This window comes from Phyllobacterium sp. 0TCS1.6A (assembly GCF_026420825.1).
Taxonomy (GTDB): domain Bacteria; phylum Pseudomonadota; class Alphaproteobacteria; order Rhizobiales; family Rhizobiaceae; genus Phyllobacterium.
In genome coordinates this window covers 225,268-238,890 of the sequence record NZ_JAPMAB010000003.1, presented here as the reverse complement: position 1 = coordinate 238,890, position 13,623 = coordinate 225,268, and the positions used below count along the sequence as shown (strand labels likewise).

Below are 13,623 nucleotides of genomic sequence, written 5' to 3'. Positions count from 1 at the left end.
GTTGAAACGTCATCACCCCGGAAACGACGCCGCAAAGGCTCTGGCGTCACTATGGCGGATGTGGCTGCTGCCGCAGGCGTTTCCATGCAAACCGTCTCGCGGGCATTGCGGTTTCCAGATTCAGTGACGCTTGAAAAGCAGAAGCTCATTCAAGCTGCTATCGAGAAAACGCATTACATTCACAATCTCGCGGCGAGTCACCTTGCATCGCATAAGAGCAATACGGTCGCGGCGATCATACCCACTCTGTCCGCGTCTGTTTTTGCCGACACCATCCAGCACTTCTCCGAAGTGCTGCATCAGGCTGGTTATCAGATATTCCTCGGCAATACCGATTATCGGCTTGAGCGCGAGGAAGAGATCATTCGCAGCCTCCTCGGCCGCCGGCCGGATGGCGTTTTCCTGATTGGCACACACCATAGCAAACGCAGCGTCGCATTGCTCAAACGCGCCGAAATTCCTGTTGTTGAAGGGTGGGATTTTACCGATAAACCAATCGATCGGTTGGTCGGGTTTTCCAATGCGGCGGCGATCACCGAAATGGTACGTCATCTGATCAACGCAGGTCGACGTTATATTGTGTTTGCTGGTGTTGTTCGAAAAGGTGATAGCCGTGCTGTTGAGCGCAGAGCTGCATTCAAGGCGGCGATGGAGCAGCAGTTTCCGGACGAGAAGCCACGCATCACGGTAGCGGTTGAAATGCCGATTGCCGTAGCTTCAGGGATCGATCTTCTGCGAAAAGCGCTGGCCCAATATCCGGAAGCCGATGCTGTCATGTTCTCGAGCGATGTCCTGGCGTCCGGTGCATTGCTGGAGACGCAGCGCATCGGAATCAAGGTTCCACAGCGGCTTGCCATTACCGGGTTTGGTGATTTTGAACTGTCGCGTCATCTGCTGCCACCGTTGACGACAGTGGCGGTGCCTTCGGCGGAAATTGGCCGGCAGGCGGGCAAGCTTTTACTGGAAGCCATGCGCGGCGACACATCAACGACCAGGATCGTCGACGTCGGTTTCGAGTTGAAAATCAGAGCAAGCGGCTAAATGCTCATCCGGTGCTCGAAGTCAGCCAGCACTTCGCAGCCAATCTCGGTTACATGCAGCATGAATTCGAGCCGCACACCGCCAATGTCCGGATCGAAGGAGGTCGGTTCCACCATCACAACCATATCCTTCTTGAATCTTTCGGTTTCATAGCTCACGAGTCGCGGCCATTCATGCACAGATGTGCCGATGGAGTGCCCGGAGTGATGGGCATAGCCATAGCCCTGCGCCGCAATATGCGCCTGAAGTTTTTGATCCAGTTCACCGATACCAAGGCCAGGACGGACGATTTCTATCGCCAGATCAAGCGCTGATTTTACGGCGTTGAACTGTTTCTCGAACCCTACGCTTGCTTTACCCAGCATTACCGATGCGCAACTGTCGCCCCAATAGCCTTTGACGCGTGGCGCGAGATCGCAAATGAGCGGGTCGCCGGTCGCGATGACCCGGTTTGTCGGCCAACCCATGAATGCCGAGGTGCGTTCCTTGCCCGATATGAAGTCCCCGGCGAGTGGGAGGCGTTCGCCGGCGCTGGTTTCCATGGCGAGCCGTACATCTGCAAATATCTCCAGCTCGCTGCGGCCTGGCTTGCCGTGTTCGATCAATGCGCGTTGCCCGGCGGAAGCGGTCAATGCGGCCTCACGTAACAACGTGATCTCGGTTGCTGTTTTGACCATGCGCTGGCGCTTGAAGGCATCGTCAAGTGAGACATGCCGCTGCGTGCTGACGAGCGGCAATAGGGACATCGGGAAGCTGTTCTGCTCTATCCCAATCGTCCCGCCGACACCCAATCTGGTGCAATGCTCTTGCGTCGCATTGCAGTAGTTCGCGAAAATGTCCGTCGGCTCTTTGTATGAGAAACCTTCATATGTGAGAATCATATCTGCCCAGCTTGGCGTTTCCGCCTCGAGATTGGTGACAACAAGCCCGCATTCGCCGTGCTTACCAACGAGAGCGATGGCTGGTCCACCGGCAAAGGGCGATGGTCCCGTTTCAATGGAAACGATATGGCCCGAGGCATAGGCGATGCCATCAGGACTGGTGAAAAGTCCCCAATCGGCACCGGATGCTTTGATGGCTTCAATCGTGCGTGCGAGCCTCTCGTCCAACTGCATTTCCTTCAGATCAGATTGCGGATATGGCGGTCTCGGCCATAGACCGCGACCAGGAGCAGGATCAATACGCCAAGGGCCGACTGTACCATGGCATCCGAAAAGCCCAGCCCAATGAGAAATGTACGCAGTTCCATCAGCATGATTGCGCCTGCCACTGTTCCGACAAAGCCGCCGCGACCGCCGACAAGTGCAGTTCCACCGATCACGACTGCTGAGACAGTCTGGAAGAGGTAGGGCGTGCCGACAGTAGCGCTCGAGGAGCCGGTGAAGCCGAGCAATAGAATGCCAGCAAGGGCCGCAAATACAGCGCTCAAACCAAAGGTTATCGCCCATATTGCAGCCGGTCTGATCAGTGCAAGTTCGGCAGCTTTTATGTTTGAACCCAGTGCATAAAGCTTGCGGCCATAGATCGTGCGCTGCAAGACAAAGACGGTTCCAAGGGTAAGGAGAATCGTGAAGGGAATGAGCCACGGAAATGGCAAAGGCCCGATATTGCCTCCCAGCGATACGAAATCATTGATGAATGGCGGTGCAGACCCGGTAGGCAATCCGCGTGTCCAGAGCTGAACCCCGGCTTGAACCATCGTCCCGACGCCAAGCGTGACAATCAGCGGATGAATGGAAAGCGCAGCCGATAATGCACCGGAAACAGCACCGATCAATGCCGCCGATACCAACACGATCATGCCGGCCGCAAGCGGCGGCATTCCATCGCCATAGAGGCTTGCGAAGACGACATTGGCAAAGCCTATGACAAAGGGAATGGAAAGGTCGATGCCTCCAAGGATCATCACCAGCGTCTGACCAAGCGCTGCAATTGCCAGTAGTGCAGCCAGTACCAGCATGGCACGGATGGAAAACAAACTGGCAAAGCCCGGAATGATGGCCGCTCCCAACAGGAAGACCAGTATCACCCCGATGAAGGCAACCAGTGCCCGATTTTTCGCAAGTGCCTTGATCATGATTGGGCCGCCTTGCGCCAAAGAAGTGATTTCAGTTGTTCGGAGTTGAGGCACACCGCAAGAACGAGGACGGCGCCATAGACTGCCTGAAGCACGAAGGTAGAGACATTGAAGGCCGTCAACATGCTTTGCAGCAGGAAAATATCCGCAGCACCCAGAAATGCGGCTGTGAGTCCGCCAACGCCACCTGCAAGGCTGACGCCGCCAAGCGCAACCGCAGCGATGGCAATCAGCGTGTAGCCAGGTCCGATGATAGGATCGCCCGAACCGATGAGGGCGGTGAGCGACAATGCTGCAAGCCCTGCAAATAATCCAGCCAGCACATAGGCCATGAAACGGACGAACGGAACATTGACGCCGGCGGTGTAGGCAGCGCGATCCTCACTACCGACGGCCATGAGTGTCTCATAAAAAGGCAGGCATTTGATACCGATCCATATCAAGACCGCCGTACCTACCGGCAGGATAGACCAGGGCCCAGCAAGGGATGCCAGCCATGCAGGCACAGAACCCGATGGCGAAGGCAGGATGGTTAGCGCCAGCCCGCCAAAGATGAGATAGGTGCCAAGGGTCGCGACAATCGGCTGGATACGGATAATTGCGGCCAGAACACCGTTCAACGCACCCGCAAGAACCCCGATTGCGATTGCGGCAGGGACAATGATGAAGGGTGATGAGACGTCGCTTCCTGTGATCAGTATCTGGACCAGGATGACATTGATCAAGCCGACAAGCGGACCGACAGAGATGTCGATCGAGCCGCGTCCGGCAAGAAATGGTATCGTGATAGCAAGCGAGGTCAGCAGCATTGGTGCTGCCAATCCCAGCACCGAGCCCCAGTTCGAAGGTGCGAAGCGCAGCGGGTTGAGCACGATATTGATGACAAGCAGAATGACGAAGAGAGTTGCGGCCAGCCATGTTTCCCGGCGGCCAGAGTATATGCGCGGCAAGCCGCTTTTGCTGTCGGATGCTATCATAGCTGAATCTCATTCTGTCCGAACATGGCTGCAAGAACGCCCGACATCGACATTTCGGATTTGCCGATGGTTCTCGAGCATTCAAAATCGCGAAACACTGAGACAGTGTCACAGATCTGCAGGATTTCTTCGATTTCGCTCGATAGGATGACGAGCGCGATACCTTCTTCACGGGCAAGCTCGCGGAAGGATTCGTAGAACTTCATGCGTGTATTGAGGTCAACGCCGCGCGTTGGATCATTGAGGAGCATCAAACGCGGTTTGAGTGCCAGAAGTCGGGCAAGCAGAACCTTCTGCTGATTGCCACCGCTTAGTGCCGTGATCGGCGCGTCCATTGCCGGATAGCGGATCGACAGAAATTCGGTATAGCGCCGAAGCTCTTCTTTCTGTTTGCGACGATTGAGAATGCCGGCCCACGAGAAGCGCGGCATGGAAGGCATGCCGAAATTGTCGAGCACGGACAGCGCTGGGAAAATGCCGGTCGCACGCCGATCGCGCGGCAAATAGACCACCCCGCACTTGGCCGCATCGTGATGATTGTGATAGCTGTTACGCTCACCTGACCGAGCAATTACTTCTATCGTGGACTGACGGGGCCGAACGAGTCCAGCAAGTGCCAGCAGAAACTGCTCCTGCCCATGGCCCTCCAGGCCTGCAAGGCCGGTAATTTCGCCTGCGCGTATGGTGCCCGACAAAGCCCTGCGTCCCGGTGCAAGAACCAGATTCTCATAGGAGAGGATGATTTGATCACTCGACATCGAGGTGAGCCTCCGGTGCCATGAGTCTCAGAAGTATCTGGCTGTTGATTTGCTGCCTGTCGAGCGTATCGACAACGTGTCCGCTGCGTAGCACGGTAACCTTATCAGAAAGGCGCTTCACTTCTTCGAGTCGATGCGAAATGAAGATCACGATGTTGCCGGAAGCCGCATAATCCTCGATTGCTTCAAAGACGAGATCGCGATCTGCATAGTCGAGTGCGGCCGTGGCTTCGTCGAGAAGCAGGATCGACGGGCGATTGATGAGAGCGCGAGCAATTACCACAAGCTGCTGTGCAGCAAGTGACAGGCCGCCGGCAGCTGCATGAAGGTCGATAGGAAAGCGCGCGATCTTGGACAGGACTGCATCGGCAGCCGTCTCACGTCCCGATTTACTGACTTTGCGGGTGACGAGCCCGTCAAATCCGAGAAAGATGTTCTCGACCACCGAACGATGTGGAGCGATAAGGACTTCCTGAAACACTGTTGCAAGGCCCAGTGCTTTCATATCGGCAGGCGATTTGCCAGAGACGGTGTGATCATCGAGCACGACACGTCCATGGGTAGGTGCGACTACGCCCGACAATATCTTGAGCATGGTGCTCTTGCCTGACCCGTTTTCACCCAGGATCGTATGAACGCCATGGCCGAAAGTCACATTGGCATTTGTGAGCGCTACCGTTTCGCCATATCGTTTTTCGAGACTTTCGACACGGAGCGTCCTGACGGGAGCGTGCGCGATATTGGGCAGTCCCGCTTCGGCAAGCAGCCTGTGTATGCTGGAAGTGCCCAGCGTCGAATGCTCAGACTCTGGCATGGAAGTGCCTTTCTGCATGCGACAAGCCAAAGCGGTTGCCAATTGATGTGGTAACGGTGTCGTCCGGCAAGCGGTTACTTGGCGCAGGAAGCTGGAACTTTGGCAAAATCATAAAGCGCTGTCGCGCTTCCGTTCGAAAAGTAGCCATTCAAGAGTTCTTCTGGAAATGGATCCTGCGGCGGAATCGGGAAGATGGCTGCGGAATCCGGCTTCATGCAGTCCTTGTACCAGGTCGGAAGATCGGCCTGCGTAATCGTTGGCATAGGTGCAATGATGGTGTTGACGAGCGGTTTCTGACCTTCAAGAACCCGCAAGGCGACCCGGAAGGCATTCTGTGCCGCGACATGCGGTGAAACTTCACCACCGTAGAACTTGAACGTGTCCCGGTTGGCATTCCAATAGCCAAGGGCATCGCCTGAAATGGAACCTGCAATCAGAGGCAGCGGACGACCAGCCTGCTGGAAGGCTTCCGCAATGAAACGAGCTTCGCTGCCCGTTGACCAGACTGCATCAATCTGCTGGGGCGTAGTGGCGAGTGCTTGTAGCACCGCGGATTTCGTTGTGGTGCCGGTCCAATCCCCGCTCACCTTGCGTGCAATCTTCAGGTTGGTGGATTCTTCAACAGCCTTTTCAAGTCCGGCATTTTCCTGCTGCACAAGCGGATGACCGGAAATGCCTTCGACCTGAAGGACGGTGCCGCCATCCTTGAGTGTCGCTGCGATGCCCTTGCCCATCTCATAACCCCAGAGATTCTGGTTATGCATGACATTGATGGCGTTCGGCGTCGTGACGGCCCCAGCCGACGTGATGACTGGAATGTTCGCCTTAAGGGCGTCGTCGATCACTGCATTGAGTGCAGTGGACGAGCCAGCAATGGTCGTAATGACATTACAGCGTTGTTCTATGAAGGCCCGAATTTGTGAAATCTGCTGCGTGGCATCGCCATTGGAGTCCGAAACAACATATTCAGACACATCACCAGCCGCGATCGCGTTGTCTACGAGGCGCTTGAGTTCATCATTGAAGGTCACCCGCCATGGATTGCCCATATAGGATTCCGAATGGCACCACCGCCATGGTTTGCTTGGTGCTTTGAAATCAGCATAAGCCGAAGGGCCCACTTCAACCACATCGGTATAAAGCGCCTGAATTTCGGTTGGAAGTGAGCCGAGTAGTGTGGCGCGGTCCTGACTTAGCGCCTGCGTGCTCAATGCGGAAGCCGACAAGATGACGAGCGCAAGTGGTGCCTTCAGACCGAGGCCTGAGCTTAGTTTGGTCATGTGTTCTCCTCCCATGTGAATATGCTATTCACTTGTAAAAATCTTATTCACATACATCACGTTAGGTCAAACGAAAAATGTGAGCGCTAATGCAATTGGTAGCAGTATGACACAAATCATGTTGATCTGCATGTAGAAATGTTAGCGCTCACCCTAGACACGGCCAAAATTTAAGGTAGCTTCTGCGCAAATGGATTTGAGCAGGGAAGTGGAGCTGCCATGGGTATTTTATCAGGCTATCGTGTGCTGGATTGTTCGATTGCTATGGCCGGGCCATTCGCTGCGCAGCGCTTGGGCGATCTTGGCGCTGACGTGGTAAAGGTTGAGCCGACGACGGGAGAATGGCAGCGCCATGTGGCGGCGGGCGGAGCCGAGGGCAGCCGCGTCAACGTCTCGTTTCTGTCGCTCAACCGCAACAAGCGTTCACTCGCGGTCGATCTGAAATCTCCGGATGGGAAACAGGTTCTCCTGGACTTGGTGAAAACTGCCGACGTGTTCTTGCAGAACTATCGCCCAGGCGTCGCAAAGCGCCTGGGCGTTGATTACGAGTCGCTCTCCAAGATCAATCCGGGGCTGATTTACGTTTCGATCTCCGGTTATGGCGAAGATGGTCCTTACGTGCACCGGCCGGGTCAGGATCTCGTTTTGCAGGGCATGTCGGGCGCCATGCTGTCGGCAGGCCGTGAGGCCGAGCCGCCGACAGCTGCCGGGCAATATCTTGTTGATGCGATCACGGCCTACAACGCCTTTGAAGGCGCGCTTGCTGCGCTACTCCATCGCGAGCGCACTGGCGAGGGTCAGTTGGTACAAGTCAATATGCTGGATGCGATCACGACCATTCAGATGCAGGAGCTTTCGGTTTTCACCGTCGGCGGCAAGCCACAGGAACGGTCGGCAGAGCCACACGCCCATGTCTATATCCGTGCCCCCTACGGCGCTTTTGCAACGTCTGATGGCTTCATCATTGTCGCTTTTCCAAAGTTGGAGACGCTGGGCAAGGTCATCGGCGAAGACAGTTTCCTCACCATGAATGACGAGGTCGACACCTGGACGCGACGCGACGAAATCTTTGCCAAGACCCGGGAAAAGTTGAGGACAAAGACTTCCAGCGAATGGCTGGAGCTTCTGCGTGCTGCTGATATCTGGTGCGGCCCTGTCTATGGCTATGCCGATCTCGTTGAAGACGAGCAGATCAAGCACAATGGCACGTTTGTTGAATATGAGCATCCGACCGAGGGCAGGGTGAAGACACCGGGTTTCCCGATCCGTTTCTCCAAAACGCCATCGACAGTGGATCGCGGAGCACCAATCACGGGCCAAGACACGCGCGATGTACTGGCTGAAGCCGGATATGCGGCCGACAAAATCGAAGCGCTGGAGCGATCGGGCGCTATTGTTTCGGGCAGCATCTGAAATGCAGGCGGTTAAAGCGCTCACTTGGGACCATCCGCGCGGCTACAACGCATTGGCTGCGGCAGCAAAATTGCCGATCGTCAATAATTCAGGTTTGGACATCCTTTGGCAAAAGCAGCCACTGGAAGGGTTTGAATCGCACCCGATCGCGGATCTTTGCGCACGCTATGATCTCGTGGTTCTCGATCATCCGCATGTGGGTGAGGCCATTTCCAGCAACTGCCTCCATTCGCTTGAGGAAGTGTTTGGCGCGCAAACAATTGCCGAACTTGGCGAAGTCAGCATCGGCCCATCGCTGACAAGCTATCGCTTTGGAGGTAAGCACTGGGCCCTGCCGCTTGATGCCGCCACGCAGGTTATGGCTCTGCGTCCAGATATTGCAGACGATATTCCGGTCACATGGGATGAAGTGCTTCGCCTTTCGCAAAGAAGCGGAAAGGTAGCACTATCGCTCGCTGGTCCGCATGCCTGTCTGTCATTTCTGTCTATTGCTGCCGCTCATGGGGAACCGCCCGCTGAAGCGGATCCCGACATATTGGTTTCCGAAACTGTCGGACGACAGGTCTATGGCCTGATGGCGGAACTGGCTGCGCGCAGCCCTGCGTCTGTCCGGCAAATGAATCCCATCGGCCTGCTGGGACATATGGGTCAGAATGAGGACGTCGCACTTTGCCCGCTGGTCTATGGCTATGTGAATTATGCGGCTCCGCAAAGTGGACGGACTATCATGTTTCACAATGCACCGCGCGCCGCCGTTGGCGGGCGTCCTGGTTCGACGTTGGGTGGTACGGGTATTGGTATTTCCCGCCGTTGCAGTGTTACGCCGCAACTCAAAAGCCATCTGTTGTGGCTGATGGGCCACGAAGCCCAATCGAGATTTATTCCCGACCATGATGGTCAACCATCGCGCCGCGATGTCTGGCACGATGACCGGGTGAACCGGCAATGGGCCGATTTCTATCGCAATACGGCGGATACGTTGGAGCAGGCCTATGTACGTCCGCGTCATGACGGCTACATCGCTTTTCAGGGCAAGGCCTCGGCGATGTTGGGAGCGGCGTTTGATGAACGCCGCCCTGCACCCGCAGTGCTGAATGAATTGCAATCTCTTTATGCGGCTTCGCGCGTGCGTGGCGGTGAAAGGTAGGTTTTGAATGACAGAAGAAATAAAATTCGAAATAGCTGGGGCGATTGCCATCATCACATTGAATCGCCCGCAAAAGCTCAATGCCGTGACGCCGGAAATGGCTGATGCGATCGTTGCTGCAGTGACAGAATGCAACGATAGTAACACTATCCGTTGTGTCATTCTGACTGGCGCCGGAGAACGAGCTTTCTGTGCAGGCTCGGATATACGCGAACTCGATGCGTATGAGACACCATGGCAGTTCCGTAATCGGCCAGACTATTGCGACGCATTTCGTGCGTTGCTCAAGCCGTCGATTGCGGCCGTCAACGGCTTTGCCTTTGGCGGGGGACTTGAAACGGCCATGTCCTGTGACATCCGGATTGCATCCGAAAATGCCCAGTTTGCGGCACCTGAGATCAAGCTCGGCTGGATCGGTGGCGGCGGAGTGGCGGCGCACCTGGCGCATTCCGTCGGCGCATCCAATGCGGCACTGATGATCATGACAGGCGATCCGATTTCAGCTGAGAAGGCAGAACGGTGGGGGTTGGTGAGCGAGGTTGTGCCGCAGGCCGATTTGCTTGCACGCGCCCACGAAATTGCGAACGTGATCGCATCGCGCGCACCCATTGCGGCCGAGACTGCGAAACTCAATCTCAAAGCTGCTGTTTCGATGCCACTTGAAAAAGCCATCGAATACGAACGCGATCTGCAAACGATCTGCTTTGCAACCGAGGATGCGCATGAAGGGCGAGAAGCTTTCAAGGAAAAAAGGGCACCAGTTTTCAGGCGCCGATGAGAGGACTTCTGAGGCTGTACAAATCTATCATTAGTTCATGGGAGGAACGCTCGTGGGAACGAGTCCAACAACCGGGTCAAGGGCACTCGCCAGTACAATATTTGCAAGCACCATTGGAACAGTCGTCGAATGGTATGACTTCATACTATATGCCACCGCGGCAGCATTGATATTCAATCATCTGTTCTTTCCGCAATTTGACCCCACCACGGGGATAATTGCTTCTTTTGCGACATATACAGTGGGTTTCCTGGTGCGCCCGCTTGGCGGTATCGTCTTTGGTTGGATGGGCGATCGCATTGGTCGCAAACCGGTGCTGATGCTAACGCTCTTGATGATGGGCGTCAGTACGACACTGATCGGCTTGCTGCCGACCTATGCCTCGATTGGTATCTGGGCCCCAATCTTTCTTCTCTTGCTTCGCATTGTACAAGGCCTGGGAGCTGGCGCGGAATATGCTGGCGCCGTCGTTATGGCAGGCGAGATTGCGTCGGACAGACGGGGGCTTTTTGCCAGCCTTCCCGCCGCTGCGGTGGATGTGGCGACCATTCTGGCGGCGGGTGTTTTTGCGCTCTTTACGTTGCTGCCGGAAGACGCATTCATGAGTTGGGGCTGGCGCATTCCATTTCTGTTGAGTGGACTGGTGCTATTTCTCGGCGTCTATATACGCCGCAAGGTTCCAGAATCGCCGGAATTTATTCAGGTGAAGGAAGAGCGCCGCGACACAAAATTGCCGGTGCTGGAAGTGCTCCGCAATCATCCCCGCACAATGCTTGCCGCAATGGGCGCTAACCTCGCGCCGAACCTTTCCTATGTGTTCCAGACATTCACTTTGGCTTATGCGACGTCTAAACTTGGTTTCCCACGTGAGATCATTCTAACTGGTGTCATGCTTTCAAGCGCGTTCGGCGCGGTCATGTGCGTGGTGTTTGGGGCATTGTCCGATCGTTTCGGACGGGTTGTCATCATGGCCTTGGGGTCGGCTGCGGCGGCGGTCTACTCCTTGGTATATTTCCAGCTGCTGGGCGCGGGCACGCCGTGGATGGCGGTTGTTCTGATCATCATCGGCCATGCGATTGGCGCCAGATCGTCCTTTGGTGTTCAGCCTGCCTTCTACTGCGATATCTTCCCAACCGAGGTGCGCTACAGCGCGATCGCCTTTGCGCGCGAAGTTACGGGTGCCATCTTTGTTGGTCCGTTGCCGTTGTTGGCGACTGCGCTGGTCGGCTGGTATGACTCTGTCTGGCCCGTCGCGATGATAACTGCTCTCTATTGTCTCATCACGCTAGCGTCGGTGTTGTGGGTCGAGAAGGCTCGTCGTCGTGACGAGCAATCAAACCGGAAACGCATTCTGTCCGAGCAGGAGGCGCGCACAGCGCACGGCTGATTAGTTGCTAGAACCTTGACTTGCGAGTCGACACAGTTCGATCTTTGCGTGATTTTCAGGCTGCTTCCGTGCATGTGACTTCCAACTACATGTCGGTCGCAGCCTAGCCCAATTTGACCGGCGCTGCCCAGTAAAGGCTGAGCATCATAAACGATGTATCGCTGGTGCGAAAATCCGCGAAGGGAAACAGCGGATGGCCCAGAATTTGGTCAAATGAAACCGAGTGAGTATCCAGATCGCCCTAACTGCCGAACAGGCACGTATTGCCCCATGGCGATTGCCGCGGTAGCGTTCTCACCTGGCAGGAGAAGCCATTTTGCCTTGCCGCTTGTGCGGACATGTTGATAGTCGAGAAGGATTTTCATGTTCAGTTTTCCGGAATTTAATCTCTTTGGCTTCGAAATACCGGTATCGCCTTTGGTGGGAGTTATCGGTGCACTGATCATATTGCGATGGGTAAAGACATTCTTTGTCATAACTCCGCAACAGCATGCGCGGGTGCTTGAAACCTTCGGGCGTTACACGGGCTACCGTACTGCCGGATTGTCGATCAAGTTTCCATGGCCGTTTCAGCGCGCCCGCAAGCCATTTTCCCTCCAAACCCGGCAGATCGCATTACAGCTTGGCGTCAAATCGAAGGATAATGCCTTTGTGACGATGCCGATCAGTCTGCAATATCGGGTCATACCATCAGCAGTCAAAGCGGCTTTCTATGAGTTACACAACCCGGAGGCCCAAATCGAATCCTACGTGGCAACGGATGCGCGCGCCGTTGCGGCCGCACGAACTTTCGATCAGCTCTACACTGATCGAGATGAGTTCACCCGCACCGTCCGTGAGTCTTTGGACGAAGCTATAAATGCTTATGGCTACGAGATCCGGGCGGTGCTGATTGATGATCCACGGCCAACGCCTGAGATGATCTCAGCCTTCAACGAAGTGCTTGCATCGCAGCGCAGATTGGAAGCGGCCGAGAATGATGGCGAGGCTGAAAAGATAAAACGCACCAAGAGCGCGGAAGCCTCGGCAGCAGCAATGTCGATCACCGCACGCGGCATCGCGGAAAGCCGCAGCATTATTGCAGAAGGCAATGCACGGGCGCTTTCAGCATTTCGTGCTGATACGACGCTGACTGATTCGGACGCCATGGCCTTCATGATGGAAATCAATCGGCTGGAAGCCCTCAGAGATGCTGCTTCTCACGGAGGTCGCACAGTGCTGGTGACGGGCGATGCGCCCAATGCCGATCTCGTGAGCCGGTCCCTTTTGGGTGGCCTCGGTTCAGGTGACGGCAAACAATCTGGATCCAGAGCATCGCCGAAATTGACACCAGACGAGATAGAGCTTGCGCAAGAGGCTGGCACTGGTTCAGACGTACAGGTAACGAAAAGCTGATGTGTTTCAGCGGTGCCGCTTGGTTGTCTCGAGGCACTTCCCGATGAACCCTCGCTATGGGTTCGCCGGCCCGCTCGGCTGCGCGCATCGGGGCAGCGAGCGATTTGCATAGCGTCTCCAACGCCTCTTTCCGCCGCGCGGCGAGCACCAATTCGATCTCGGAAGATAGGGCCAACAGGGCGGCCAACCGCTACCGAATGTGCCGGTTGCACCGATCAGGACGACGCGCCTTCTCACGGCTTGCCTATTGGTATTTCATCGATGAAGCGCGCCCGGACATGCGGCGGGAAAACTGATTTCATTTCAGCGACATGAGCACGCCCGTGGTACAGGCCATGAAGGTCACGAGCGATATCAGAGGAATGGCGAAGGCGGTGCGATCAAAGCCCATCCTATACGGCACGATGGCAGCTATCGGCCCGAGAACAACCAGCGGGATGCCGGCATAGAAGGACAGATCATACAGGATCGCGGTCCAATATCTCATCTCTGAATCGGTTGGCCATTGCGCGAACCCTAGCGCCAATGGCGACATATACCAGCAGAAACCCAGAAC

General features: G+C 55.6%; 13 protein-coding genes. 6 read left to right on the top strand and 7 right to left on the bottom strand.

The window, feature by feature from the left end; translation table 11 throughout:
• Nucleotides 1-51 precede the first annotated feature (51 nt).
• Nucleotides 52-1,041, top strand: a complete 990-nt coding sequence (locus OSJ75_RS09260) for a LacI family DNA-binding transcriptional regulator (protein WP_267227694.1) — start codon at nucleotides 52-54, stop codon at nucleotides 1,039-1,041.
• Here the strand turns inward: OSJ75_RS09260 and OSJ75_RS09255 are convergent.
• From OSJ75_RS09255 to OSJ75_RS09230, 6 genes are read right to left on the bottom strand one after another with little or no spacing between them, the layout of a single operon-like run.
• Nucleotides 1,038-2,150: a M24 family metallopeptidase gene (locus OSJ75_RS09255; RefSeq protein WP_267227693.1), complete on the bottom strand. Its 1,113-nt coding sequence runs from the start codon at nucleotides 2,148-2,150 to the stop codon at nucleotides 1,038-1,040. The genes OSJ75_RS09260 and OSJ75_RS09255 overlap by 4 nt on opposite strands.
• Before the next feature lie 11 nt (nucleotides 2,151-2,161).
• Nucleotides 2,162-3,118: an ABC transporter permease gene (locus OSJ75_RS09250; protein WP_267227692.1), complete on the bottom strand. Its 957-nt coding sequence runs from the start codon at nucleotides 3,116-3,118 to the stop codon at nucleotides 2,162-2,164.
• Nucleotides 3,115-4,095, bottom strand: a complete 981-nt coding sequence (locus OSJ75_RS09245) for an ABC transporter permease (protein ID WP_267227691.1) — start codon at nucleotides 4,093-4,095, stop codon at nucleotides 3,115-3,117. Before OSJ75_RS09245 ends, OSJ75_RS09250 begins: the two co-directional genes overlap by 4 nt.
• Entirely contained in the window at nucleotides 4,092-4,853 is a 762-nt protein-coding gene (locus OSJ75_RS09240) for an ATP-binding cassette domain-containing protein (RefSeq protein WP_267227690.1), read from the bottom strand. Before OSJ75_RS09240 ends, OSJ75_RS09245 begins: the two co-directional genes overlap by 4 nt.
• A complete protein-coding gene (locus tag OSJ75_RS09235) occupies nucleotides 4,843-5,685 on the bottom strand; it encodes an ATP-binding cassette domain-containing protein (protein WP_267227689.1) in 843 nt (280 codons plus the stop codon). Before OSJ75_RS09235 ends, OSJ75_RS09240 begins: the two co-directional genes overlap by 11 nt.
• Nucleotides 5,686-5,741: 56 nt before the next feature.
• A complete protein-coding gene (locus OSJ75_RS09230) occupies nucleotides 5,742-6,947 on the bottom strand; it encodes a substrate-binding domain-containing protein (protein WP_267227688.1) in 1,206 nt (401 codons plus the stop codon).
• Nucleotides 6,948-7,166: 219 nt separating this feature from the next.
• Between OSJ75_RS09230 and OSJ75_RS09225 the strand changes: the two genes are divergently transcribed.
• The 5 genes from OSJ75_RS09225 (at nucleotide 7,167) to OSJ75_RS09205 (ending at nucleotide 13,067) form a co-directional block, all read left to right on the top strand.
• Nucleotides 7,167-8,360, top strand: a complete 1,194-nt coding sequence (locus OSJ75_RS09225; RefSeq protein ID WP_250015669.1) for a CaiB/BaiF CoA transferase family protein — start codon at nucleotides 7,167-7,169, stop codon at nucleotides 8,358-8,360.
• Nucleotides 8,278-9,507, top strand: a complete 1,230-nt coding sequence (locus tag OSJ75_RS09220; protein WP_267227687.1) for a carbohydrate ABC transporter substrate-binding protein — start codon at nucleotides 8,278-8,280, stop codon at nucleotides 9,505-9,507. Before OSJ75_RS09225 ends, OSJ75_RS09220 begins: the two co-directional genes overlap by 83 nt.
• A 7-nt stretch (nucleotides 9,508-9,514) precedes the next feature.
• The gene (locus tag OSJ75_RS09215; RefSeq protein ID WP_267227685.1) at nucleotides 9,515-10,285 is read left to right on the top strand and encodes an enoyl-CoA hydratase/isomerase family protein; all 771 of its coding nucleotides are present in this window, start codon (nucleotides 9,515-9,517) and stop codon (nucleotides 10,283-10,285) included.
• A 52-nt stretch (nucleotides 10,286-10,337) separates the two neighbouring features.
• A complete protein-coding gene (locus OSJ75_RS09210) occupies nucleotides 10,338-11,672 on the top strand; it encodes an MFS transporter (RefSeq protein WP_250015676.1) in 1,335 nt (444 codons plus the stop codon).
• A 363-nt stretch (nucleotides 11,673-12,035) separates the two neighbouring features.
• Nucleotides 12,036-13,067 carry an SPFH domain-containing protein gene (locus OSJ75_RS09205; protein WP_267227684.1) on the top strand — a complete coding sequence of 344 codons (1,032 nt, stop codon included), beginning with the start codon at nucleotides 12,036-12,038 and terminating at the stop codon, nucleotides 13,065-13,067.
• A 298-nt stretch (nucleotides 13,068-13,365) separates the two neighbouring features.
• Here OSJ75_RS09205 and OSJ75_RS09200 read toward each other — a convergent pair whose 3' ends face one another.
• Nucleotides 13,366-13,554, bottom strand: coding sequence for a hypothetical protein (locus OSJ75_RS09200; protein WP_267227683.1), 189 nt, complete (start codon nucleotides 13,552-13,554; stop codon nucleotides 13,366-13,368).
• Nucleotides 13,555-13,623: the final 69 nt, after the last annotated feature.